At 49.4% G+C, this 25,124-nt stretch carries 22 protein-coding genes and 4 pseudogenes; 11 read left to right on the forward strand and 15 right to left on the reverse strand.

Features of this window, described 5'->3' with window-relative positions:
- Window positions 1–78 precede the first annotated feature (78 nt).
- Together rof and Q3A88_RS07905 are read right to left on the reverse strand one after the other, a co-directional pair.
- Complete coding sequence (gene rof / locus Q3A88_RS07900) at window positions 79–339, reverse strand: Rho-binding antiterminator (protein ID WP_029367608.1); 261 nt, start codon at window positions 337–339, stop codon at window positions 79–81.
- Window positions 326–526, reverse strand: a complete 201-nt coding sequence (locus tag Q3A88_RS07905; RefSeq protein WP_010285748.1) for a YaeP family protein — start codon at window positions 524–526, stop codon at window positions 326–328. The genes rof and Q3A88_RS07905 overlap by 14 nt, the downstream gene beginning before the upstream one ends.
- Before the next feature lie 240 nt (window positions 527–766).
- Between Q3A88_RS07905 and Q3A88_RS07910 the strand changes: the two genes are divergently transcribed.
- Window positions 767–1,321, forward strand: a complete 555-nt coding sequence (locus tag Q3A88_RS07910) for a YaeQ family protein (protein ID WP_317177694.1) — start codon at window positions 767–769, stop codon at window positions 1,319–1,321.
- Window positions 1,322–1,394: 73 nt separating this feature from the next.
- Window positions 1,395–2,090: an envelope stress response activation lipoprotein NlpE gene (gene nlpE, locus Q3A88_RS07915; RefSeq protein WP_317177716.1), complete on the forward strand. Its 696-nt coding sequence runs from the start codon at window positions 1,395–1,397 to the stop codon at window positions 2,088–2,090.
- 62 nt (window positions 2,091–2,152) lie between these two features.
- Here nlpE and mutS read toward each other — a convergent pair whose 3' ends face one another.
- Window positions 2,153–4,717: a DNA mismatch repair protein MutS gene (gene mutS, locus Q3A88_RS07920; protein ID WP_317177695.1), complete on the reverse strand. Its 2,565-nt coding sequence runs from the start codon at window positions 4,715–4,717 to the stop codon at window positions 2,153–2,155.
- Window positions 4,718–5,233: 516 nt separating this feature from the next.
- Between mutS and Q3A88_RS07925 the strand changes: the two genes are divergently transcribed.
- Together Q3A88_RS07925 and Q3A88_RS07930 are read left to right on the forward strand one after the other, a co-directional pair.
- On the forward strand, window positions 5,234–5,476 hold the full coding sequence (locus Q3A88_RS07925; protein ID WP_317177696.1) for a hypothetical protein: 243 nt from the start codon (window positions 5,234–5,236) through the stop codon (window positions 5,474–5,476).
- Between the two features lie 457 nt (window positions 5,477–5,933).
- A complete protein-coding gene (locus Q3A88_RS07930) occupies window positions 5,934–6,278 on the forward strand; it encodes a hypothetical protein (protein WP_317177697.1) in 345 nt (114 codons plus the stop codon).
- A gap of 551 nt (window positions 6,279–6,829) precedes the next feature.
- Here Q3A88_RS07930 and Q3A88_RS07935 read toward each other — a convergent pair.
- Window positions 6,830–7,307 (reverse strand): annotated as a pseudogene (locus Q3A88_RS07935) (Hcp family type VI secretion system effector).
- A 215-nt stretch (window positions 7,308–7,522) separates the two neighbouring features.
- On the opposite strand from Q3A88_RS07935, the pseudogene Q3A88_RS07940 reads away from it, so the two are divergent.
- Window positions 7,523–7,678, forward strand: a pseudogene (locus Q3A88_RS07940) (DUF4225 domain-containing protein); the annotation flags it as partial.
- A gap of 209 nt (window positions 7,679–7,887) precedes the next feature.
- Here the strand turns inward: Q3A88_RS07940 and Q3A88_RS07945 are convergent.
- From Q3A88_RS07945 to Q3A88_RS07960, 4 genes and pseudogenes are all read right to left on the reverse strand, one after another.
- Window positions 7,888–9,120, reverse strand: a complete 1,233-nt coding sequence (locus Q3A88_RS07945; protein ID WP_317177698.1) for a DUF711 family protein — start codon at window positions 9,118–9,120, stop codon at window positions 7,888–7,890.
- Between the two features lie 283 nt (window positions 9,121–9,403).
- Window positions 9,404–10,033, reverse strand: a complete 630-nt coding sequence (locus Q3A88_RS07950) for a glutathione S-transferase family protein (RefSeq protein WP_110163589.1) — start codon at window positions 10,031–10,033, stop codon at window positions 9,404–9,406.
- Between the two features lie 190 nt (window positions 10,034–10,223).
- A pseudogene (locus Q3A88_RS07955) lies at window positions 10,224–10,775 on the reverse strand (ATP-binding cassette domain-containing protein); the annotation flags it as partial.
- Window positions 10,772–11,107 (reverse strand): annotated as a pseudogene (locus Q3A88_RS07960) (sigma factor); the annotation flags it as partial. The pseudogenes Q3A88_RS07955 and Q3A88_RS07960, both read right to left, overlap by 4 nt.
- Window positions 11,108–11,422: 315 nt before the next feature.
- On the opposite strand from Q3A88_RS07960, the gene Q3A88_RS07965 reads away from it, so the two are divergent.
- From Q3A88_RS07965 to Q3A88_RS07980, 4 genes are all read left to right on the forward strand, one after another.
- Complete coding sequence (locus tag Q3A88_RS07965; RefSeq protein WP_317177699.1) at window positions 11,423–13,045, forward strand: EAL domain-containing protein; 1,623 nt, start codon at window positions 11,423–11,425, stop codon at window positions 13,043–13,045.
- A gap of 120 nt (window positions 13,046–13,165) precedes the next feature.
- A complete protein-coding gene (locus Q3A88_RS07970; protein WP_014914475.1) occupies window positions 13,166–13,507 on the forward strand; it encodes a zinc ribbon domain-containing protein YjdM in 342 nt (113 codons plus the stop codon).
- A 138-nt stretch (window positions 13,508–13,645) separates the two neighbouring features.
- Entirely contained in the window at window positions 13,646–14,716 is a 1,071-nt protein-coding gene (gene mltB, locus Q3A88_RS07975) for a lytic murein transglycosylase B (RefSeq protein ID WP_110163592.1), read from the forward strand.
- A 508-nt stretch (window positions 14,717–15,224) separates the two neighbouring features.
- Window positions 15,225–15,950 carry a sulfite exporter TauE/SafE family protein gene (locus tag Q3A88_RS07980; protein ID WP_233989922.1) on the forward strand — a complete coding sequence of 242 codons (726 nt, stop codon included), beginning with the start codon at window positions 15,225–15,227 and terminating at the stop codon, window positions 15,948–15,950.
- On the opposite strand, the gene Q3A88_RS07985 is transcribed toward Q3A88_RS07980, so the two are convergent.
- The 6 genes from Q3A88_RS07985 to Q3A88_RS08010 form a co-directional block, all read right to left on the reverse strand.
- Entirely contained in the window at window positions 15,947–16,843 is an 897-nt protein-coding gene (locus Q3A88_RS07985) for a LysR family transcriptional regulator (RefSeq protein WP_317177700.1), read from the reverse strand. The two genes, Q3A88_RS07980 and Q3A88_RS07985, sit on opposite strands and share 4 nt — an antisense overlap.
- Before the next feature lie 78 nt (window positions 16,844–16,921).
- Window positions 16,922–17,629, reverse strand: coding sequence for a GGDEF domain-containing protein (locus Q3A88_RS07990; protein WP_100017405.1), 708 nt, complete (start codon window positions 17,627–17,629; stop codon window positions 16,922–16,924).
- Entirely contained in the window at window positions 17,616–18,068 is a 453-nt protein-coding gene (locus tag Q3A88_RS07995) for a DUF1987 domain-containing protein (RefSeq protein ID WP_317177701.1), read from the reverse strand. The genes Q3A88_RS07990 and Q3A88_RS07995 overlap by 14 nt, the downstream gene beginning before the upstream one ends.
- Before the next feature lies 1 nt (window position 18,069).
- On the reverse strand, window positions 18,070–18,624 hold the full coding sequence (locus tag Q3A88_RS08000; RefSeq protein WP_039276236.1) for a SiaB family protein kinase: 555 nt from the start codon (window positions 18,622–18,624) through the stop codon (window positions 18,070–18,072).
- Between the two features lie 13 nt (window positions 18,625–18,637).
- Window positions 18,638–19,882, reverse strand: a complete 1,245-nt coding sequence (locus Q3A88_RS08005) for a SpoIIE family protein phosphatase (protein ID WP_317177702.1) — start codon at window positions 19,880–19,882, stop codon at window positions 18,638–18,640.
- 84 nt (window positions 19,883–19,966) lie between these two features.
- The gene (locus Q3A88_RS08010) at window positions 19,967–21,160 is read right to left on the reverse strand and encodes an alpha/beta hydrolase (protein WP_317177703.1); all 1,194 of its coding nucleotides are present in this window, start codon (window positions 21,158–21,160) and stop codon (window positions 19,967–19,969) included.
- Window positions 21,161–21,371: 211 nt separating this feature from the next.
- Here Q3A88_RS08010 and Q3A88_RS08015 point away from each other — a divergent pair, with 211 nt between their 5' ends.
- Together Q3A88_RS08015 and uxuA are read left to right on the forward strand one after the other, a co-directional pair.
- The gene (locus Q3A88_RS08015) at window positions 21,372–22,106 is read left to right on the forward strand and encodes an FCD domain-containing protein (RefSeq protein ID WP_010281749.1); all 735 of its coding nucleotides are present in this window, start codon (window positions 21,372–21,374) and stop codon (window positions 22,104–22,106) included.
- 557 nt (window positions 22,107–22,663) lie between these two features.
- Window positions 22,664–23,860, forward strand: a complete 1,197-nt coding sequence (uxuA, locus tag Q3A88_RS08020) for a mannonate dehydratase (protein WP_317177704.1) — start codon at window positions 22,664–22,666, stop codon at window positions 23,858–23,860.
- A 98-nt stretch (window positions 23,861–23,958) separates the two neighbouring features.
- On the opposite strand, the gene pelI is transcribed toward uxuA, so the two are convergent.
- Complete coding sequence (pelI, locus tag Q3A88_RS08025; protein WP_317177705.1) at window positions 23,959–25,002, reverse strand: pectate lyase PelI; 1,044 nt, start codon at window positions 25,000–25,002, stop codon at window positions 23,959–23,961.
- Window positions 25,003–25,124 lie beyond the last annotated feature (122 nt).

A 25,124-nucleotide genomic window follows, 5' to 3' on the forward strand; every position in this document is an offset into this window, starting at 1 on the left:
AATAAAAACGGACAACCTGTGTTGTCCGTTTGGGAAGCATGGGTTCAGCGTTTGCCGCTGAATGAAAGGAGAAGTCTGTCAGGATTCGCTGACGACGACCTTCCCGATTTCAGGATGACTGAAACTGACGATGTGGTCGAGACGTAGCTCGCGCGTTGTGCCTGAGGCTTCAATCACCAGGTATTCGACCTGCTTACGTGAGATCATATCACTGGCTTTACCGGTCACAACTTCACCATTGCGTAGTTCCAGCGTCAGCGTCAAATTCTGCTGACAGGTGGCTTCCAGGCTGTCGTAATCATCACAGTTGATGGGTTGATATTCATTACTCATTGACATAGTCACTCACCAATAAGTTAGCGGCGGCAAAAGCGGCCTGTTCCCTGACGGAGGATGGCAACGCATCATTCGCGGCAATGCCATCCAGGGTTTTTAAAACACAACCCAGCGAATCGGGTATATAGCCCAGATCGCCACTGGCGATCTCTGCGTATAAGCGACGTACTAATTCACAGTATTCTTGCACTATATCCTCCCTTAAAAGCTTAGCTCGGTAGATATTCATGCATCATCACTAGCTGCGGTGCGCGATGTTGTAAGCCTACGAAGATAAACTCTATTTATCAAACCGACTATAGCATAGGCACTAACAGGATATCAGTAGTCCTTAGAGGCCTAATCTATCGGTTACGTGGCAGATATCACCTTTACTGTGAGGATGGCGCTAACTCAAGTAAACTAGGAGGGAATAAAGACGAGGTTACTGATGGCATTAAAAGCAACGGTTTACAAAGCAACAATCAATATTGCCGATATGGATCGGAATTTTTTTCACGATGCGAACCTGACGATAGCGCAGCATCCGTCTGAAACCGAGCAGCGTATGATGCTGCGGCTTTTAGCGTGGATTTGCCATGCTGATGAAAACCTGCGTTTTACCAAAGGACTCAGCGCAGATGATGAGCCGGAAATCTGGCGGCGTAACGATACGATGGAACTGGAACTGTGGATTGAGCTAGGCCTGCCGGATGAAAAACGGCTCAAGAAGGCCTGCAATCAGTCCCGTGCCGTGGTGTTGTACGCCTACAGCGAGCGTGCGGCACAGGTTTGGTGGAGTGCGATATCGGGCAAGGTCTCTGGGTACAAGAATCTGGCTATCCGTTTTCTGGATGATAATCAGCTGGCTCAGCTTGCCGGACTGGTTCAACGCACGATGTCATTGCAGGCAACGATACAGGACGGCACGATCTGGTTGTCTGACGATAAGAATAGTCTGGAAATAGCATTTTTTGAGTGGAAAATTCCTCAGACTCAGGGATGATAACAGATTGGATATATTCCAGATCGTTGAGTAAGAACGATAAAAACAGGGCAGAGACGGCAGGAAAATAATGATGAAAAAACTGGCTATCGGTGTGCTGTTGATTGCAGGGATTTCTGGGTTGATCGGGTGTCATACCCGCTCGCAAGTTCAGGAAGAACCCCTTAAACCAATGGCACAAAGTTATCGTGGCGTTTTACCCTGCGCGGACTGCGGAGGGATAGATACGTCACTGTTTTTGGAAAAAGACGGGACTTTTGTTCTTCGTGAACAGTATCAAACGACACGAGAGGGCAACAACACGTTCGCGTCCTATGGGCAATGGCGACGTACCGCGGACAAGCTGGTGTTGACGGATAGCGCGGGCGAAAAACGTTACTTCCGCCCGGTTGATAACTCTCTTGAAATGCTGGATCGGGAAGGGTTGCCCATCAATTCTTCGCTTCCTCGCCAACTGACGGCAACCAAGCAGGCATTGCCGGATACGCCGATGTCGATGAAGGGCATGTACCGCTATCTGGCGGATGCAGCGACGTTCTCTGACTGCGCAACCGGGAAAACGTTTGTGGTGGCGAGTAATGCCGTGCTGGAAAGGTTGTACCTTCGTACGACGGCGTCGGCAGGTGAACCGGTGCTGGTTTCCTTTACCGCGCATTTTGCCGTGATTCCATCAATGGAAGAAGGGCAGATGGTGAAAGCGGTGGTTCCTAACAGCAGCGATAACGCCCGCATGAACGCGCGAGCAAACTGCGATACACAGATAGACTAACGCAGCGTTAAGTTAAAAAGAAAAGGCACTGATTCCAGTGCCTTTTTCGTATCGATTACGGGTTAGAGCATTTTCTTTAGCTGATAAAGCCAATCCAACGCCTGACGCGGCGTGAGCGCATCAGGATCGATGGCTTCCAGCGCTTCCATTGCCGGTGACGGTTCGTCATTACTCAGCAGCGCTAGCTGCGCGCCATCGATATGGCTGGATGACGCATTATTCGATAGCGTTTCCAGCTCCTTCAGCTTCTGGCGCGCGCGCTTAATCACTTCTTTCGGTACACCAGCCAGTGCGGCGACGGCAAGGCCATAACTTTTGCTGGCTGCGCCATCTTGTACGCTGTGCATGAAGGCGATGGTATCACCGTGTTCGCGCGCATCTAAATGCACGTTCACCACGCCTTCCATTTTTTCCGGCAGAGTGGTCAGTTCAAAGTAGTGCGTTGCAAACAGCGTCATCGCTTTGATGCGGTTCGCCAGATTTTCGGCACAGGCCCAGGCCAGCGACAGGCCGTCATAGGTTGAGGTTCCGCGACCGATTTCGTCCATCAATACCAGGCTGTTTTCCGTGGCATTGTGCAGAATATTCGCTGTTTCCGTCATTTCCACCATGAAGGTAGAGCGGCCGGAAGCCAGATCGTCGGCGGCACCCACACGAGTGAAAATACGATCGACGGGGCCAATGACCGCCTGATCCGCAGGCACAAAGCAGCCGATATGCGCCATCAGCACAATCAGTGCGGCCTGACGCATATAGGTACTTTTCCCGCCCATGTTGGGGCCGGTGATAATCAGCATACGACGCTGTGGTGCTAGCGATAGGGGGTTCGAAATAAACGGCTCACGAAGCACCTGCTCGACAACGGGGTGACGACCACCCGTGATTTTGATGCCGGGCTTATCGCTCAGCGTCGGGCAGACGTAATTCAGCGTATCGGCACGTTCGGCCAGATTCGTCAGAACGTCCAATTCTGCCAATGCGGCGGCGCTTTGCTGAAGCTCGGCCAGATGAGGTAACAGCAGATCGAAAAGCTCATCATAGAGTGCTTTTTCGAGCGCCAGCGCTTTGCCTTTCGAGGTCAGAACTTTGTCTTCGTACTCTTTCAGTTCAGGGATGATATAGCGTTCGGCGTTTTTTAGCGTCTGGCGGCGGACATAGTGGATCGGTACCAGATGGCTTTGGCCACGGCTGACCTGAATGTAATAGCCGTGTACGCCATTGAAGCCGACTTTTAGCGTATCGAGCCCCAGTTTTTCGCGCTCGCGAATTTCCAGACGATCCAGATAATCGCTGGCACCGTCAGCCAGCGCGCGCCATTCATCCAGCTCTGCATGGTAGCCCGGCGCGATGACACCGCCGTCACGTACCAGCACGGGCGGCGCGTCGACAACGGCGCGCTCCAGTAAATCACGTAGCTCATCAAATTGCCCAATCAGGCTGACCAGACGACGAACGGAATCGGTATCCAGTGGCGCAAGCTGCTCACGAATATCGGGGAACTGTTGGAAAGCGTGGCGCATACGAGCCAGATCGCGCGGGCGTGCCGTGCGCAACGCGAGTCGTGCCAGAATACGTTCCAGATCGCCGACCTGTCGCAGATAGGGTTGCAGATCGGGCGTGATGTCCTGCAACGCGCTGATGGCCTGCTGGCGCTGTGTGAGCGCATCAATATCGCGGCTGGGCATATGAATCCAGCGCTTCAGCATTCGGCTGCCCATTGCCGTCACGGTGCAGTCCAGTACAGCGGCCAGCGTATTCTCCACGCCGCCGGACAGATTCTGCGTCAGTTCAAGGTTACGGCGGGTGGCTGCGTCCATGATGATGCCGTCCTGCTGGCGCTCCATGGTAATCCCGCGGATATGCGGCAGCGAGGTGCGCTGGGTGTCTTTTGCGTATTGCAGCAGGCAGCCAGCGGCCCGTAATGCGAGCTTGGCCTGCTCTACGCCGAAACCGGTCAGATCGCGGGTGCCAAATTGCAGGTTAAGCTGCTGGCGTGCGGTATCCGGTTCAAACTCCCACAGCGGACGACGGCGCAGCCCGTGGCGATTTTCGATCAAATCCATGGACTCGAAAGATTCGGGGTAGAGTAACTCTGCCGGATTGGTGCGCTGTAACTCAGCCGCCATGGTTTCCCGATCGTCTGGTTCGCTCACGCGGAAACGTCCTGAGCTGATATCCAGAGTGGCATAACCGAACCCCCGACCGTCCTGCCAGATTGCGGCTAGCAGGTTATCCTGCTTTTCCTGCAATAGCGCTTCGTCACTGATGGTTCCTGGCGTGACGATACGTACAACTTTGCGTTCTACCGGACCTTTGCTGGTGGCGGGATCGCCAACCTGTTCGCAGATAGCGACGGATTCGCCCATTTGCACCAGTCTGGCAAGGTAGTTTTCAACGGCATGATGAGGAACGCCCGCCATCGGTATCGGTTCCCCTGCGGAGGCACCGCGCTTCGTCAGCGAGATATCCAGCAGTTGAGAAGCCCGCTTGGCATCGTCATAGAACAGCTCGTAAAAATCGCCCATGCGGTAAAACAGCAGGATTTCCGGATGTTCAGCCTTTAACCTAAAATACTGCTGCATCATGGGAGTGTGGGCAGTGAAGTCCTTCTCTGTGGCTTCATTCATATTGATTTTACTCAGTCTTAACGCTTTTGTTCGTTCAGGTGACGGCGCAGTGATGGTCAACCTTGCTGATGGCCCATCACCTGAGCATTGAAATGGAATGCCAGAAGTATACTGACTGACGGATGAAAAACATCACCCGCGAATGCGCTATCTTACCACTGGTGGCCGTTATTTGGCGTCAGACGACGTTACCAGACTGGGACCGGGATGCGTATGCGGTTTTTCCTCTATTGCTCAGGCGCGCGAGGCTGCTCGCAAGTTTGCCAGGAAAAGGTATAAGGGCAGTGAGGTGAGGATTAAGTCAAATCGGGGAACAATCAATGTTATTGAGCTTATAATGGGTGACATTTCTGCCCAATAGCGCAGTCAACCATAGGGTAAGATTGCAGTAGCAAGAGAAGGTCTCAGCCTGGATAACGCGTTAAAGTCATCTGTCCGTAAAGCGCTTCGCAAACAGGAATTGGGCCAAAGGGCGAAAATTTAGCTGATTAGCAGAACAGATAACCAAGGGAATGGATGATGGATAAAAGAGCACTAATCTTAAAATCAGGATTGACTGTCAGAGAGCTACTTCGTCTGAAAAATAACTATGTGTATGTCAAAAGCGATGATTTTAAATTTAATACCCTAACAAAGAAAGCGGAGTCCTTTGCAGACTATATTTTTATAGTTGCACGTTTATGCTGGGAAGCAATGTATCTTCCTTTCTTCATGAGCCTATTTTTTCTGTTTATGATTTTTATAAATATGGAAATGTAGTTGCAAGTTTAACAGTGTTTTTTATTCTATAATTATTTTTTTTTGCGTTTTAAAAGTCGAGAGTAATTATTATAGTATACACATGATTACGGTTGTAAAATTAATTGCATTTAAGTTTTTATTATAGATAGTGAATGATTTTACCTAGGTGTAAGTTTTTTTACTATTAATTTAGTTGTCAGCCATGATAAAAGTAGTGCTATTAATACAAGGAAGATAAGTAATGAATCTAAAGACGAATTCATTATGTTAAATGGGTTGGTTAGCTTTGCAATAAATAAGTAAATCTTTTCAGGTAAGTATTTAAATACTAGCTCAAATAAAAATATGATATATATCACGTTAATTATTAAAAATAAAATTGTTTTTTTCACTTTATCCATTCTTCTTATTTTCCTCAACATAAGGTATCATTTTAAGTAAAAGGATTTTAAAGTCAAATTTTATGAGGTACGGGATGACTATTGCTTATCTGAAACAAAAAATGCAAGCAGACCGAATTATTGCGTTGAAAGTTGAGAATGCACTTGTGGAAATTAAGCAGGATCTTAGGGAAACTGCGGATACCTTATATTCCGGAGTAGAAAGAGTAAGTTGGTATGGTTCTTGTCTTTTCGATGATTATAAAGATGTTTGTCGGCAGTTAAGGAAAGAAGATTACAGAATGCTTATTGCTGTTAAGCAGGTGTATCTAAGAGATGATGTTGTTCTTGATATGGTTGAGATTTTTTTCAAAAAAAAGCTAATGGGAATAAGCGAGGAAAAACAAAATAGTATTTTACAGGAGGTTGCAAAAAAATAGCTGAACACACTTCCATTAAATTTAGCAAATTATCCCTTGCTTATGTAATCGCTAAAATAGTCAGAACATCGAGAGATTTTAATGATTCACATACCAAAGTTATTAATAAAGGTAGTCTGGCTGTTGTACAGGTGGGAAGTTTTTATGGAAAAATGCAAAAAGCAGCGATGGCAGCAAGAAGATTAAAAAATATAGAGCCAGAGTATTATTGGGAGTTATATAATGAAAAAATCTAATCATTGTATTTTTTAATTGAACCTGAAATGTCAAAAATAATATACATGACTAACTCCGGTTATTATAATGAAGATGATGTCATTTATTTGCTAAACCAGGTTTTAAAAAAATGAAATGGATTGTTGAATGGTTAGGTCAGTCTTTTTTTATTTTGTACCTGTTGTCGCCATTGTTTTAGGTGGTGTTTTTTTTGTTAGTTTTTTTCCAAACTGCGGATTCTATCTTACCGTTATATGGGTGTTTATTGTTGTTTTTTTATATGTGAAATATTCTAAATGGTATTAGCAATGTTTAGAATATTTCACTGTCAGATGTTAGTATTTTACTGTTTCCCATAAAATGTAAGAACTGGTTCTTGCTACTACATGCTCCCATTCGATTGATGCAAATTTAAAAGAAATGCTTTCATGAGGTTGAACCTCATTATGTGTTAATGAATTCGGATAATGAAATTGTATACCTGTAATAACTGCATCTCTTAGCACCATTTTAAAGTAGAGCTCGTTGCCACCGGATTGGGACGTTCTGTAAAACAGAAATTCACAGGTTAGTTTTTCGTTATCGCTTAATGCCTGAGCCAGAAGTGGGGTGGCTTTATCTATTGGCTTTCTTATTTCGACGGGATACAAAGAAACGTTATCTTGCCTCGTTATCTGACTCATTAACTCATAAACAAAAATTTCATCTTCATGAGAAGCCTGATATTTTTCCGATAGAGTCTGCACTTGAACAGCCCGCAGAGATAAGACCTTGTTTGATGCCAGTGAGCTTTAGGTAGATCAAATTTGCCATTATTTACTCCTTCATGTTGTCCATAATCCTGCCCCATAAATCCTTTTTCCTTATGGGTGGGTAATTTCTGCATTTTTTAATAAATGAGTCAATAGCGGTTATCGTACAATGTGTATGATTTAAATGGTTGCTTATATAGTAATTATCGTGATTGTTATTTGTGTGAATATTTGTTTTTTATAAAAGACGAACTGGGAGGAATGTGATCCATAAGCATCGTAAAATTAACACTAAAACCCGATGCTTGGAGGATTTTTCGATATATTCCCAGCGATTATTATAGAAAAATAAACACGATGAGCAGAGCATCACTGATGCTGAAGATAATCGTACGGCCGATATCATTCAGATTCACTCACCCGAATCACTGACCTGAGTGAGCTCATCGTGATTAAATGAGAGAGATTCTGTCTATCACCGAAGGCCAGTCGTTGGCTGGTCAAATTCGTTCCCGACGAATTTGACCTTCTCTTGCCACGTTATTCGGCCTTACGGCCTCAGCCTTTGGGATCAGCACAAGCGCTGTTCAAAAACGCCTTGCCGTTTTTTTCCTGAAACTCGAATTATTTTGAGCATAACGTTATGGTACAGCCAACACCGCACAATTACATAAGTCATCACTTTCAAAGTTGGTTATATCACCTGCCTGCATGCCAGGAACAGGGAAAACGCGAACAGTAAGTGGTTTATTTAGGCGAAAAGCCATCGTCCCAGTGTCTCTCATTAAAGCAGAAAGTTTATCAATAGATACATCACCGGGAACAGGAACAGTATCCAACCCAATTCCACAAACAGCGCTGTAAGTCAGCAATGCACGAATATCAAAATTTGATTTCACAGAGCCATCGGCTAAACCCTGATCTTCGGTTAATGCAAGCATTAATCCAGAAAAACCCACTAATTCTGTCTCTTTTACTGATTTAAATACTTTGGTTAATAGCCCTGATGCTTCAACAGTACCTGATGCACCAAAGTATTCGACCCCCATCTGTTCATAGACTTCTGCCATACTGGCACAATTTTTAGAGGGAGCTGCTGAACTATCGAAGCCTGAAAACTTAAAAGGAAAATCCATTTCTGCATGTGTAATAATATTTTTAATTGCTGAGATATGATACTGAAGCGCTGTACTCAGTATGGTGTAATAACTACTGAATAGTTCATTATGATTTTTTATATTTTTCTCTTTATTGAAGGTTTTTAATGTATTAACCAGTAGGTCTGGGGTTTCAAGGCCAATAACAAAGCAATCCCCTAATTCTTTTTTGTGATATCCAGCCGGAAAGTAAGGAATCAGTGGCTTGCAATTGAAGTTGACTGTAAAGTTAAAGTTTCCCTCACCCCGAGGAGTTATTATACTGATTTTTTTTACACATGAAGCGGCAGTTTTAATAAGCTCATCGTCGACAATACCATAATCATCTAAGGGGATATTTACACAGGCATTACATAAATCGCCAAACTCATTGATGAGATCAGGCAGTATCTCAATTTCTCTTGTTGTTTTTGCTTCACCAATAGCAAATCGTACCCTTACTCCTGAGTGATTATTATGAGCCAATAACTCGCTAATATAGTGTAAATCATCTCGGGCATTCTCTATACTGCTTAGATTGAGATATTCCCCAAATGGATTGGTAACAATGCGAATGGACTGTACCGTGTAGTGGTGACGTTGAAACTCTGCCATTAAATCTGATAAAAATTTTGAGGCTTTATTAATTTCTGTCTGCCAACTTTCTTTATCGTGACTTAATGATAGAAACGTTGTCACTGTCCGTATTTTACAAAGTGCTTTCTCTTTATAATCCACTAGGTTCTCCCTGGAAACTATTGCCATACATTGAGTTATTTTGTCATATCATCCTACTCGGCATAGCAAAAAAAATACAATAGCATTTGATGTATACGGCGACATGCCCTGCTTTTTTATACGCATTAATATGTATGAGTCGCGATTGGAACTGAGCCATTACCTTGAAAAATAGCGTGTTGTTGGTTTTGATATGGATGCATACCCGATTTTTCCACTATTACTGAAGTGCGCGAGGCGGTACGCAAGTATTCCCAATGGCATGATGCCTCGCGCTGATCCCTTATTCTGCGCGTGATTCAATGGCCTGAATTTTTTGCCAGCTCGGCAGATTTTTCAGGCGTTGTGAGTAGCGCTGAATATTCGGGAAGCGCTCGCCGGGAACGAGTCTCTCCACGACGGTGTTAATAACAAAGCCTAGCATAATATCTGCGCCGCTCAGCGTATCGCCCACGATAAATTCCCGTGAAGATAGCGAATTGTCTAAGAATGAAAAGACTTTCTCGAATTCGTTGTCAGCGTAACCTTCGAGGAAATTCAGCGTGGTGCCGGTATTCTTTTCAAACTCGCCAAAGATCTTCAATAAAACTGGGAGCATGGCGGAGCTTTCCGCAAAGTGTATCCATTGCAGATAGTCAATGTATTCGGCCGCGTTTGCATCCGGGGCCAGATGTTTTGCGTGGCGATTGATCAGGTATTCCACGATAGCGCCGGATTCTGCGATGATCTTTCCATCTTCTTCAATCAACGGTGATTTACCTAAAGGGTGGATCGCTCTTAAGGAGGCCGGAGCTAAATGCGTTTTTTCATCCCGCTGATATCTGACAAGCTCATAAGGTATCCCTGCTTCTTCAAGCAGCCAGAGGATACGAACAGACCGCGAATCATTAAGATGATGCAATTTTAATCCCATATCACGCTTCCTTAAATCCTGATGGTTTGAGTTAATCGCCATAGTGGTGTTATGTGTATTGGTTCCATATCACACAGGCAGAGTAGCGGTTCTGCTGGCTCACGGCTAACAAGGCTATTTTTGAGGGGGCATAAATATTTTTATGAGATGGTTATGCCCACGAATGCTGGATAAAAACCATGACCCTCTATCACCGCACTATACACATTGACTGTCCTGATACGGGTTCGGCGTGGATCTCCGCATCAATGCTGAACACCTGCTGTAGTAACGCCGGTTTCATTACCTTCTGCGATGAGCCCTGCGCCATCACGCGTCCACCTGCCAGCATCACCAGATGATCGCAATAGCGGCTGGCCTGATTCAGATCGTGCAGGACGGTCACGACCGTTTTTCCCGCCTGATTCAGTTCACGTAGCAGCTTCATTAACTCGACCTTATGATTGATATCAGGATAGGTTGTCGGCTCATCGAGCAGGACGACGGGCGTATCCTGCGCCAGCAGCATCGCCCGCTGACGCTGTCCACCGGATAAATCGGTTAACCGTTTGTCGGCAAGGTCGACGATGTGCGTCTTCTCCATTGCGAGCTGCACGCGCTGGCGATCGTCCGGCGATAACCGTCCCCACACTGATAGCCAAGGGCTGCGTCCGTAGGCCACCATGTCACGCACGGTGATTCCCTCTGGCGTCAGATGCTGCTGCGGTAACAGCGCCAGATGGCGCGAGAGTTGGGGGGCATGAGATCCACCTGCTGGAGCGTCTCAAGCTGCTGTTGCTGGATCTCTGGTGAGGGCGCAAGCGCCAGCCGATCCAGATAGGCTTTCTCCAGCGCATTGCGGCGAAAGAGATCGACCATCACACGCTTGGCAACAGTACACAGGAAGGATTTTGGATCGCGGATTGCGGTCAGCGACTCGCCGTTCATCACGCGCAGGAAAGTGTCCTGAGCAATATCATCGGCGTCAAAAGAGGATTGCAGCTTGCCCGTTAGCCAGTGCTTCAGCCAGCCGTGATGCGAACCATAGAGCGATTCGAGCGTCAGTTTAGCAGAGGGCGTGGCGTGGTCAGATATCATGGGCAGAAATAGAAAAAACGTATCGACGGTCAATAATAGGGCGCTATGTTAATATGATAATGGTTCTCATTACAATTAAATCACAGGGCGATAGCGATAAGAAAAAAGTGATAGAAAGCAACTGGCTGTTTTTTAAGGTAAATAGAAAAGCAAATAGAAGAGAAAATAGCGATGTCGCCTTTGCCTGAGAGGCGCAGCGGAACCCGACGGTTACTGATGTCTTAAAATCAGAATTATTTGAGATATCGATACATTGTTGGGGGAGGGTTGTGTGCTATGTTGGATTCTTCATAATAATGATGCGTCGCTCCTATGAAAAAAAGCCTGCTAGCCTATTTTCAAACGCTCTATTTTAAGAAAAGCTTTTTCTTATTATCCTCCAGTCTGTTTTTTACTCTGGTGGCGCTTTTTGCGTTAGTGCTTACGGTTTATTCAACGTTTTCGCTTAGACAGTTTGAAAACGAAGTGGATGATTTTTCTAACGTTACGGTTGAACATGCCGGGAAAATTATTCAGCAGGCCACCTCCGCACTTGATATTTTAGAAGAAGGATTTCCACCTTATTGTGATAATTTTCATTTGGGTTTACTGCGAAAGGTGGCTTACGACAATGATTATATTCAGGATGTAGTATATATCGATGGGAATCGGCCGCGCTGTTCTTCGATGATGAACGAAATTAATACGATGTTTCTTCCGGAACCCGATTTTCGTTATAAAGATATCTATAACATCTGGTATAAAGTTGAAAGTCCGCTGAATAAAAATAAACCGATGATTTATGTTGGTGCCACGCGTCATCTTGTGGTGTTGAATCCACGCTCATTTCTGGATGTGCCTTCCTACAGCTATAATATCCGGTACGCATTACTGGAGAAAAATAAGCTGGACGGTCGGGTTATTCTGTCGGATTCGATGAGTAGCTCTATTTATTCCCGTTTGACCGCAGGGGGAAATAATCCCGATAGATTTTATATTGACGATAAATATTACGTCCTGAAACCCCTACCGGATAGCGATCTGGCTTTGATGGTCAGGGCGGATAAACCCGTGAAACTTTCATTTTACCTAACGATTTTCTTCTCCGTGCTGCCCGTTTTTATGCTGATTTCCCTGCTGTTGTCAGAGATTATCACCAGAAAATACTTGGTCATTCAAAGCCCGCGCTATGTTTTCAATCAGGCGCTGAGGCAAAAAGAGTTTGAATTACATTATCAGCCGATTATTAAACTGGATACCGCTCAGGTCGTGGGGTGTGAAGCCCTGATACGCTGGCGTCATTCGGATGGACGCCTGATTACGCCGGATTCTTTCATTCCCATGATTCGTCAGGTTGGGCTAATGAAAGACTTAACGTTTTTCGTTATCAATGAGGCGCTACAAACGGCCAGTGTGCTGAGACATCGTTATCCTGAGATGTTTGTCTCTATCAATCTTGAAGCGGCGGAGTTCGAAGATATTGATGTTTTCAATTATCTCGTGGAACAGGTTGCCATATACGAACTCGACGGTGCTAATGTTAATGTCGAATTAACCGAATCATCGATGATTGAACCCCAGAAAGCGGCGCCGATGGTAGAGCTGTATCAACAAAAAGGCATTGATGTTGCGATTGATGATTTTGGTACCGGCTATTCCGGGCTGTCGTATCTTGAGCGGGTAAAAGCCAATAAGCTTAAAATCGACAAGTCCTTTGTTGGGAATATTAGTGACCATTCACCGACTGATATCGTGCTGTCTCATATTGTCAGCATGGCGCACTGCCTTAATCTGCATATTGTTGCTGAAGGGATTGAGACTCCGGCTCAGGAAGCCTATCTGAGAAGCCTTGGTGTGGCGTATGCGCAGGGCTGGCTGTATTCCAAAGCGCTAACGCAAGAAGACTTGCTTGCGTTTCTGGCAGCAAGAAGCGAAACGGTATTGGAAGGACAGTAAAGTCACGATAAACGCGGCTTGACTATCAAAAATACGCATAAAAGGGTAAAATATCGAAAATATGGTAATTACCTAATGATATTTATTACTTTTTTATTGTGAATTTTTCAGGAGTTTATCATGCAACAGTTACCTCATTGTCCAAAATGCAGTTCTGAATATACCTGGCAAGAGGGCGAAATGCTTAACTGCCCTGAATGCGGAAATGAGTGGTCGGCGGCAGGTGATGCGCCAGCGCAGGATGACGCTTTAGTGGTGAAAGATGCCAACGGTAACCTGCTGGCGGATGGCGATACCGTAACGGTCATTAAAGACCTGAAAGTCAAAGGCAGCTCAACGCCGCTGAAAATCGGCACCCGTGTGAAGGGCATTCGTCTGGTGGAAGGCGATCACAATATTGATTGTAAAATCGACGGCTTCGGCCCGATGAAGCTGAAGTCCGAGTTCGTGAAGAAAAACTGATTCGGATGTAATAACGCGCGCGTCGGCCTTCTATTTGAGCGGCGCGCGGCATTTTTTCACCTCTGGCTGGTTTTTTCACATCAGACAATCCTTTACCATAGCCTGTATTGATTTCTTACCTGGCTATACGGATATCTGATGCGTCATTTGGTTCGTTTTCTCCCTCTGCTCGTTTTGCTCTCGGCCTGTAGCAGTCAGCCGGCCCCTCCTCCCGCAGAAGCGCCTTCAGGTAATCCTTTTAAAGGTGGTTTCCTGCTTGAGCCCGCACACAATGTTCATCCGCTAGACGGTGATTTTGCGACTAACCCGGCTACCGCGCGGTTTGTCGATAAAATGGTGCTGGAGCATGGCTTTAACCGCCAGCAGCTGCATGATGTGCTGGTGCAGGCGAAAAGTCTGGATTGGGTGATCCGTCTGATGGATAAACAAGCCCCGACATCGCGCCCGCCTTCAGGGCCGAACGGTGCCTGGAACCGTTACCGCAATCAGTTTATTACGCCAGATAACGTGCAGAACGGCGTGGCGTTCTGGAATCAATATCAGGATGCGCTACAGCGTGCTCAGAACATTTATGGCGTTCCGCCTGAGATTATCGTTGGCATTATTGGTGTTGAAACCCGTTGGGGCCGAGTGATGGGGAAAACGCGCATCATTGATGCCCTGGCAACGCTGGCGTTTGATTACCCGCGGCGTGCCGATTACTTTGCGGGCGAGCTGGAAACCTTCCTGCTGATGGCGCGTAAAGAAGGCAACGATCCGCTCAGCCTGCGCGGTTCTTACGCGGGCGCGATGGGCTATGGACAGTTTATGCCGTCATCCTTCAAGAACTACGCGGTGGATTTCGACGGTAACGGACATACAAACTTATGGGATCCGGTGGACGCGATTGGCAGCGTAGCCAATTATTTCAAAGCACACGGGTGGGTGAAAGGCGCGCCTGTGGCGGTGCAGGCAAACGGTCAGGCTCCGCTGCTCCCGAATGGTTTCAATACCCGCTACTCGCTCACGGAACTCCAGGCCGCGGGATTAACGCCACAGCATTCGCTGGCGGGATACAGTGAAGCCAGCCTGCTGCGGCTGGACATCGGCACGGGCTACCAATACTGGTACGGACTGCCGAACTTCTACACCATCACGCGCTACAACCACAGCACGCATTACGCGATGGCAGTATGGCAGTTGGGTGAGGCCGTAGGCCGCGCGCGCTAAGATATTTGCGGATACTGCTTATGCTGTATCCGTCTTCTCTTTCGCAAGGGCAGCTCCTTATACACAATGTAAGGATGCCATCGTGTCTGGCCGTTATCTGGCGTAAAAAATTATGCTGAGGAGATAGCAGGCTTAGGATGAGCCGCAAGGATGCGGCGAAAGCTTGCGCCACGTCGGGAACGTGTCGCAAGCGGTCCTCTAAGCCTGATACCGACGAAGGCACCGCTTTAGCGGCATAATTTCCGCCAAAAGCCGGGGTTCATAGGGGGCTGGCGTAGCCCCCTATGTCGGGCGCGTGCTACGAGGTAGCATGAGAATAGCGATATTGTTGCGCACGAAACGGTCTCTGAGCCTGCATATGCATTATGCATAAATATGTGACTCTCAATCCTCCCTCTACCTCAAATTTTCCCTGAATCACCCTCAATACAATCCGCATAGACACCATCAGCGCCCTCATCGGACTATTCCTGCGTAGGGTTTATGGCGCAACAAACCGAGGCGATGAATGACGACGATGATGGTGGTGTTCCTGCTGGCTGGCGTGGTGAAAGGCGTGATTGGTCTGGGATTGCCGACCATCGCGATGGGCTTGTTAACGCTGGTGATGCCCGCAGCCAGCGCGGCGGGGCTCTTGATCGTTCCTTCGCTGGTGACCAACATCTGGCAGCTTGCCTGCGGCCCCGCCTTTCTCAGCCTGATTAAACGGTTTTGGACGCTGTTTGCCGGGATCATTATTGGGACGTTCTGGAATGGCCTGCCGGCGCTAACTTCGTCATCGTCATGGACCAGCGCGGCACTCGGCGGCATTTTAGTGGTTTATGGCCTGTGGGGAATCATGGCGACGACGTTGCCGCAGCCGGGACGTCACGAAGTCTGGTTGTCGCCGCTGGTGGGCTACATCACCGGCGCTATCACGGCGGCAACAGGCGTCTTCGTCATTCCCGCTGTGCCTTACCTGCAATGCCTGCGGCTCAATAAAAACGATCTGGTGCAGGCGCTCGGGCTGGCGTTTACCGTCTCCACTTTGGGGTTGGCGCTACAGCTGATGCAGGGGATGGGGCTACAGGGCATCAATCTCTGGCAGTCGATGCTGGCGCTGATTCCCGCGCTGCTGGGCATGATGATAGGGCAACGCCTGCGCCAGGCGATTAGCGAAGCGGTTTTCCGGCGCTGCTTCTTCATCGGATTGATAGCACTGGGCGGATACATGGCCGCACGCGGGCTGCTTTAACCTGCTGCGTTCTCTGTCGTAATAAACGTCACGAAATCCTGAACATAGCCGGGCAGTGCGGAAAACTGGCGGGCACAGACCACCAGATTACGCGTCGCCCAGTCGTCTGCGAGCGGGATCGTACGAATCGCCAGCCGCTCCATCATGCGCTGTGCGGCATGTCGCGGAAGAATGCCAATACCGATACCGCTGTGAATCACCTGCGTGACGGCGTCGAAGCTGGCAAGACGCACGCGATAATTGAGGCGTTTTCCTAACCTTTTGGCATGTTCGTCGATGTGTTCCTGCAAAGCCGCGCCTTCGCTAAGCCCGATAAATTCGGCGTCGGCAATGGCGGAAAAGGTGAGCTGTTTTGCGTCAGACCAGATGCTGTCACGGGGAAGGACAACCACCAGTTCGTCCTGACGAAATGGGCGCGTTTCCAGCCCGTCGAGCGGCACGGAATCGGCCACAATGCCAAGATCGGCGGTTTGATTGCGAATCGCATCGACGATATCGCGACTGAGTTTTTCATTCACCGCCACGGATATCTGCGGGCAGACCACTAGATAGCGGCCCAGCAGGGCAGGCAAATATTCATTCAGCGCCGCAGAGTTGCACAGCAGCGGAATATGACCGCGCAGCCCTTTGCTGTACTGGTGTAATTCGCTGCGCATATGGTCTACCTGACGCAGGATAATGTGGGCATGGTGCGCCAGCGAAAAGCCTGCGTCGGTGAGCGAGACACCCGCCTTTGAGCGCAGCAGCAGCGGCACGCCAAGTTCATCTTCCATACCCCGGATTCGCTCACTGGCGGCCTGCACGGTCAGGCTGGACGCCGCTGCGCCACCGGTAATGCTGCCTGCTTTCTGAATATTGAGAAACAGCCGGAGATCGGTTAAATCGAATCGCATAGGGAATCTGTCTCGGATAAGCCGATACCCCCTATTATGGTCATGAGTCAGGGCGACGGCAATCGCCCAGCCTGCGACTTACTGAAACTCCACGCGATTTCTGCCTTTTTCCTTGGCCTGATAGAGCGCAGCATCTGCGGCACCGTAGAGTGCATCGAAACGGGTTTTCTGCGGTGCCCAACTGACGCCAAAGCTGGCAGTGACGCGCTGTTGCGGCAGTACGCTGAGCGGCATTCTGTTGAGATCCTGATGCAGGCGGCTGGCGAGTGAGACGGCCTGCATGAGCGTGTGCCCTTCCAACAGGATAGTGAACTCTTCACCGCCGACGCGGCCAATGCTGCTGGTGGTATTCAGCACGTTCTGCACGCGCGAGACCAGATCGCAGATCACGGCGTCGCCAGTGGGGTGACCATAGGTGTCATTCACCTGTTTGAAGTGGTCGATATCCAGCACGATGAGCGCGGCCTGATTGCGCTCCAGTGCGTGGTTAATGCGTTCAATAATCGCGCCACGGTTATACACGCTGGTCAGCGGATCGTGGCTGGCTTTGTATTCCAGTTCGATGGCCAACTGATTGAGCTGCGCGTTCAGACGGTTCAGCTCTTTCTCCGCCCGGTCGCTGCGTGAAATCAGGCGGTGCGACTCGCGTACCAGCCGCTGATAGTGGTCGGTTAATGCCAGCAGCGTGTCGCGATAGACTTCGGCTGGTCTTTCCTGCTGGTTAGCGATATTGCGCGCGGCGAGCAGAATGTCGTATTCCGGTGTAAACAATTCAATTGTGCTCATGATTATCACTCAAAATGGTGCTGTGAAAGGTCAGGGCAGGGAAATCGATGTGAAGTTCTTCACCAAATTCTTCCGCAATATCGTCGTCTTTGTCGTAATACCAATACAGCGCAATCGAGAGTGTCTGTTCCGCAGCCTGATTAAGCAGATTGAATAAACTGAACAGCATCTTGGTGCTGGAACTGTTGAAGTAAATCAGAGAAACGTGAATTTCGATGCTCGGCAGTGCTCCATCCGGCGGCATCGTTTCGGCGTAGGCCGTCAACGCGTCCAGATATGCCTGAATATCGGTGAGCAGCGGGCGATAAAACGCCGCGGCGTTCTCAGGGTAAGATTCGCCGGAAAGATAAAGACGGTGTGTGTCAAAGTGAAAATCAACCGTCGGGGTACAGGATGTCCCCGAAATATGGAGGTTGCTTAGGGTTGTTATATTTTTCATGTTAAATGATTGCCTTCAGATAAAACGTAGATAGCCCCGTTGATGCATCGGCCCGAAACGTAAACTGGAGTGGCTCACTGGCATCCCGCGCGACGGTCAACAGCCCCATATCCGCGCCTTTGCTTGATGACGGGGTTTCATCACGCAGAGAGACTTTGTAGGCGAGTCGGATTTCATCAAGCGTCATGCCGCGCAGCGGTTCAAGACGTCCCCGCAGCGTCTCGACATCGTCGGGGTGTATCGGGTTGGCGCACAACAGGAAGTATTTCCCATTTTCGTAACCCAGACACACGGAGCCATGACGGACTTCGACGGTGTGATCGAGCGCGGTTAACGGTGCAGCGGAATAGCGGGTAATGTTCTGCACCATTTCGACGAACGTAGAGAACAGTCGGCGACGGATGCCGGCAGGAAGCTGCTTTTTCTCCAGCTGTAGCCGCATGGTTTCGGCCAGTGAACTGATGATGTTTTGTGAAAAATAGCCCACGTAATACAGCGTGATGTCATGCTGGTGTGAGGGCGAAAAAAATTCAGTGTATTTGATGTTTGGCATCATTCTGTCTGCCTGATTAAACAAAAGTCGAACAATGTCGGAAGCCCCAAAATGTTAAATCGTCTCGCCGGGTCTGATCGCCCTGGTAGATCTTGTGTGCCGACAGGAGCTGGTTAGCCAGTTCGCGCATCGGCTGGTGTTGATGGTGCTGGAGGTACTCCTGTAGGCGACGTTTACCAAACATAATCCGGCGTTCTCCGCCGATTTGATCCGTCAAGCCATCCGTGGTGGTGAAAAACATATCGTTATCGTGAAGCGGCAATTCATAGCTCGACCACTGGTAGTCATAAGGCGTTTCGGTGTAGCCGACCCCCATACGATCGCACTGGAGTGGCGTCAGCTGTCCGGTATCGCGTTGCAGTATGAAGGCGGGCATGCGAGCGCCGGAAAACGTCAGCGTATTTCGCGTCATATCGCAGAACACCAGCATCGCGTCGCAGCCGTCGTTAGAGGATGAAAGCTGACGTGCTTCGTCACGTTGCCCCAGCGTATCTTTGATATGACGGTTGATCGCCTGTAATAGCTGCGCTGGCAGCATCGGGCCGTGCTGTGTCAGCGCCTGTTCCAACGCGGAAGAGAAAATCAGCGTCATGAATGCGCCGGGTACGCCGTGTCCGGTACAGTCCGCGACGGCGGCAAGCCAGCCGTTCTGATAGGTTTTAAAGGCATAGCAGTCGCCGCCGACACAGTCTCGCGGTTCCCAGGCTAGACACCAGTCGGCAAGCGTGCGGGACATCGCCTGCGTTGACGTTGTCAGCATCGCTGTCTGAATCACGCTGGCATACTCGATACTCTGCATAATCTGCTGATGTTGGCGCAGATGCATATCGGAGACGGCCTTGATCAGATCGATGCCTAATCCGATGCCGATATAACGCCCGTTCTCGGTGATCATAAAGCCGTCCGTCAGCGACTTATCACCGGTAATCACCGTTTGATCGGCGACGTCGTTCAACGATGCCAGCGCGTCGACAATCAGCGGGTTTTTATCCATAAACGCGATGCAGCTCTTTTTGTCGTACAGCTCGCGATAAAAAGGCCGGGACATCTGCGAGAGAAAAATATGGCGGTTGATGAGGCCGAAAGGGCGTCCATCCTCCACGACAGGCAGGCTGACCCATTCTTTATTCTTACTGAACAGCTGCAATACGGTGGCATTGTCGGTGTCAGGAGAAACATCCGGCAGAGGAATACAAAGATCTCGCGCCACCGGTGTACCCCGGAGGAGTGGTCGGGCGCAAGGAACGGGCATGGCGATCATGGTTAATCTTTGGGCGGATTTATCTTTAAGTCAAAATACCTGCCCTTGATGACCAAATGATGACAACTCCCGTTTTCGGTAAGGCTATTGCGCGTCCAGTACGTTAGCCATGATCTGATTTTGCCAGTCGAAGTAGGGGTTAAAGGTCAGGCGCACATGGGTTTTGCCATTTTCCACGTATCCCCAGTCGGAATACCACAGCGTGCTACGGTCCTGACAGGTTTTCAGATCGTTCAGGGGTTGGCCGTTGGCGCAGATGACGATTGCCCCGGTTTTACCGTATTCCTTATTGTCTGGTGAAAACAGCAGCGACATGTGCGAGAACTGGCTGATGCGCCAGTCGGGCAGCGAGCCTGTGCGCACCAACACGCGTGAGGAATGGATGCCGGCAGGGCGATCGCCATACCAGATCAGACGGCTGCGCGGGTGGGTAAACTGTTTATCGAACGTGTCGACAATGTACGTTGTATCGACGACGGAATCATGTTCCGCCAGCACGATTAGCACCGGTTTGTCATAAGGCTTTTTGGCAAGCTCTGAACGCACCCCACTGCTGGAATAATAATATTGGGCGAAACCGTTGGTCGGCACGCGCATATAGCGGGTTGCTAACTGTTGTGGATAGCCAGGGCGCGGCGGCATCAGCCAGTCGGTAAACACCGACAGCAGCGGCGTCATGAAGTCGTATTTTTCATTGGATTTTATCGCGGGCGAAAACAGCACCAGCCCTTTGATTTCAGGGTGTTGTAAGGCGTATTCCAGTACCAGATTGCCGCCGGTGGAAAAGCCGCCCAGATAGACCTCATCGACTTCTTTACTGAGAATAGCGGCCTGTTCGGCGACGACTTCGCGCCAGTCATCGACGGTGACGTGCAGCAGATCGGATGGCTGGGTGCCATGCCCCGGTAACAGCACGGTTCTGACCAGAAATCCCTGTTCGACCAATTTTGGGGTGATGTCAGTGAATGAACCGGGTGAATCGCCCAATCCGTGCACCAATAAGATGGCTTTCTGTGGCTGGCCGAGGGGGCGGGTTTCGCTGGGGGTGTTCCAGCGTAATTCCAGCTGTTTATCCGTGGTTTGGAAGGCGCGGTGTTGTTCTACCCAACGCGTCGTGTCTTGCTGATAACGCTCGAATGACGTTTGCCCTAATGGCGCGATGTCGCGCGAACTGCTGTTGCATCCCACCATAAAAAGTACGCCGATGAGGGCGAACAGTCCTGTCATCGTCCGCTTCCAGACTCCCCACGAACCGAACCGGAATACGCTTATTGTCATTTATGCTCCTTGCCTTTTGGCAATATCAACCCGATCGCTAACGGGGTAATGGCGTTTCGACAACACTATATCTGAAATTATTTCGCGTGCAGATTGCTCAACGTGCGGCGCTGTATGGCTTCATGTTATACTTCAGACAACTCTGGCGTTTTTTCTGTCTTTTGGTCAGGCCAATATTGCGGTGGCCGATGTTGAATAAAGGGATGGCGGTATGCGTTTATATCAGCAGATTGGCGACAATCTTCGCGCGGAAATTCTGAAGGGAAACTATCAGATTGGCGACCGCTTGCCTCCCGAGCGTGATATTGCTGAAACCTACAACGTCAGCCGCAGCGTGGTGCGTGAAGCCCTGATCATGCTGGAGCTGGAAAAGCTGATTGAGGTGCGTAAAGGTTCTGGTGTTTATGTCATGCAACTGCCAAGCGCGCAGGGAAAAGACAGCGTGGTGGACAGCGGCTATGGCCCCTTCGAACTGATGCAGGCGCGTCAGCTGCTGGAAGGCGAAGTTGCGGCATTTGCCGCGATGCAGGCGACCAAGAGTGACATCCTAAAAATGCGGCAGGCCATTGAACAAGAACGGGCATCGCTTGAGAACGGCAGCGTGGATGAAAGCGCCGATGAACAATTCCATTGCCTGCTGGCGCAGTCTACCCAAAACAGCGTCTTAGCCAACATGGTGTATGAGGTGTGGCAGGCGCGTAAACGCAGCCCAATGTGGCAGGGCATTCACTCCCATACCGATGATTTCAGCTATCAGCGCCAGTGGCTGGACGATCATGAACAAATCCTGCGTGCCGTGTCTCGCCGCGATGTGAACATGGCGCGTCAGGCAATGTGGCAGCATCTGGAAAACGTAAAAATTAAACTGCTGGAAATCTCGAACGTGGACGATCCGGCCTTCGACGGCTACCTGTTCGAGTCTGTTCCTTCCCGTCTGGAATCCTGATTCCCCTGTATACCCGTCATACTTCAAGTTGCATGTGCGTTGGCTGCGCTACTCGGTCCACTTACGTGGACCTCGCCCCGTTGGGGCCGCTGCAAGCAGCGTTCAAACCTGCCTCTGGCAGATTTGTCACCCACCCGAATCACTTACCTAAGTAAGCTCATCGGGATGTCTTCTCTTGCCGCGTTACGAGGCTCATAAGTGAGCCTCGCCCTAGCGGGCCAACGCTTTGCGTTGTTCAAAACGTAACGTTTTGTCCTGAAACTCGAATTATTTAGGGTATGTGTCCCTGTGTGAATTTTCTCTCCGGCATCGTATTGGTGTACGGAGAGAAAAGATATCAGACCAAATAACCCACCCTTGACTCTTTTCCTCACGATTGCAGCCTGAATACGCATGATGTTAGTCCAAAATGCGAATTTTTTGTGTAATTGGTCAATCAATTCGTGAGTTTCGTTTGACAGCCTGTCCCGGTGAGGTAGGCTTTTCCTATTCTCGGCGAAAACTAACAAACTCGACGAAAACTCACTATCTTGACGAAAATAAAAGGGTAACTCGGTATGGAACAAACCTGGCGTTGGTACGGCCCGAACGATCCTGTCTCACTGGATGATGTTCGACAAGCCGGAGCGACCGGCGTGGTGACGGCATTGCACCACATCCCCAATGGCGAAATTTGGTCGGTTGAAGAGATTGAAAAGCGCAAAGCCGAATTGAAGGCAAAAGGGCTGGTATGGTCGGTGGTGGAAAGCGTACCGGTTCATGAAGAGATCAAAACCCAGACGGGGAATTATCAGCGGCATATTGCCAATTACCAGCAATCGCTGCGTAATCTGGCGCAGTGTGGCATTGATACGGTGTGCTATAACTTTATGCCTGTACTGGACTGGACGCGAACCGATCTGGAGCATGTTCTGCCGGATGGTTCAAAGGCGCTGCGTTTCGATCATATTGCCTTTGCCGCCTTTGAACTGCATATCCTTAAGCGTCACGGTGCTGAAAAAGATTACACGGCGGATGAACAGGCACAGGCTGCTGACTACTTCCGTGCAATGAGCGAAGAAGATATCGCGCGCCTGACAGGTAACATTATCGCCGGGCTGCCGGGCTCGGAAGAGGGCTATACGCTGGAGCAGTTCCGCGGCCGTCTGGCGGAATATGATGGTATCGACCATGCGAAACTGCGCGAGCACCTTGGGTATTTCCTCCGTGAGATTGTGCCCGTTGCGGAAGCCGTTGGCCTCCGCCTTGCCATTCATCCGGACGATCCACCGCGTCCGATCCTTGGGCTGCCGCGCGTGATGTCGACGATTGACGATATGCGCTGGCTGAAACAGACAGTCGATAGCCTGCATAACGGCTTTACCTTCTGCACAGGATCGTACGGCGTACGTGCCGATAACGATCTGGTGACCATGCTGGAAACGTTTGCCGATCGCGTGCATTTCACCCATCTGCGTGCGACCTGTCGCGAGAAGAATCCCAATTCCTTCCACGAAGGGGCGCATTTGCAGGGGGATGTGGATATGGTGGCGATTATCAAAGCCATTCTGGCGGAAGAATTACGGCGTCAGAAGGCGGGCGATCGCCGTCCGATCCCGATGCGGCCAGATCACGGGCATCAGATGCTGGACGATCTGAAAAAGAAAACCAACCCCGGCTACTCGGCGATCGGTCGTCTGAAAGGGCTGGCGGAACTGCGTGGCGTCGAGCTGGCGCTGAAGCGCACGCTGTTTACCGAATTGCAGCAAGGGTGATGAAATGAAACAGACCGTGCTTAGTAGCACGGTCTGTAGATGACTGATGCGTCAGGACCCCAGAGGAAGTTAGTTACGTGTGAATTCTGCCAGCAGAATTACAGCGGTTTAACGTTTGAACGGCTGACTTTACAGTTCTTGGTATCCCAGAATTCGCCGTATTTCTCAGATTTACCTTTCCCTTTTTCGACACCTTCAAACTCTTCACATACAGGGGGTTTACCCGCTTTGTAGCCTTTAATGCGAAGATCGCGGATTTCAGCGACATCGCCAAAGTTACGGTTTACGCCAGCGATGCTGTCGATGGTGCCGTTAACGGTTGCGCTGATGATGGTCAGGTTACGTGGGCCACCGTTACCGGTGCAGTCACCGCAAGAGCGCCACAGTTTGCCGTGTTGGCCAGTCAGGGTGAAGTTGCCCTGTACGATAGTGTGGCTGTTTTTGGCATTCTGTTGCAGCACTTTGTCCGGCTTGCCGCCAGGGCCATTGGTGGTGTTATGGGCAACACCGCCGACGATGGTCATGGTTTTACCCAGGTTGGTTGCTGCATCTTCACAAACGTCTTCCCAGATCACGTTTTCAATACGGCAGTTGCCTGACTTACAGTGGATACCGTCAGAACCGCCTTTTTCAGAGATGCGCAGGTTCTTAATGGTGGCATTTTCCAGCGTGATAACAGGAGGCTGTTTATCACTGTCGCCTGAACAGCTCAAACCCAGAGTAATACCACCGCAGTCGACGGTTTTATCTTTAATTACCGCACCTGCTTTACATTCTGGGCTGGCTGCCTTAAGCGGCGCTGCACGCAATGGCGCAGGTGCCGTTGAGGCGGCATTAGATTTCAGAACGCTATTATTACCGCTAACGGTATCTACCCAATACCAATAGTCTGACTGTGGATTGGCGGTTAAATCGGTAAAGGTTCTGTCTGTGGAATTGAGCTCTGCGATTTTTTCGCTGCCTGCCTGAGCACTACTGATGCTGCGATACACATCCTGGCGAACAACATTGCCTGCATCGGTAGACCAGCTTAAATAGGTGGCATTGTCTTTTTTCAGCAGCATCAACATGGTGTCATCAGCTTGAGCCTGAAAAGAAATAGCAGCGGTGCATAAAAATATCGGTGTTAAATACTTAAACATGTGTTTTTCCTTGTAAATTAAACGGATATTTTTTCTCTTTATTTATTCCAAATAAAGAGGGAGTCCTTGGGCATCGAAAAGGATTATATAGCAGAGAATATGAAATGAATAATAATTCGACA

Source organism: Pectobacterium sp. HCp5_1, assembly GCF_032905925.1.
GTDB classification, from domain to species: Bacteria; Pseudomonadota; Gammaproteobacteria; order Enterobacterales; family Enterobacteriaceae; genus Pectobacterium; species Pectobacterium brasiliense_A.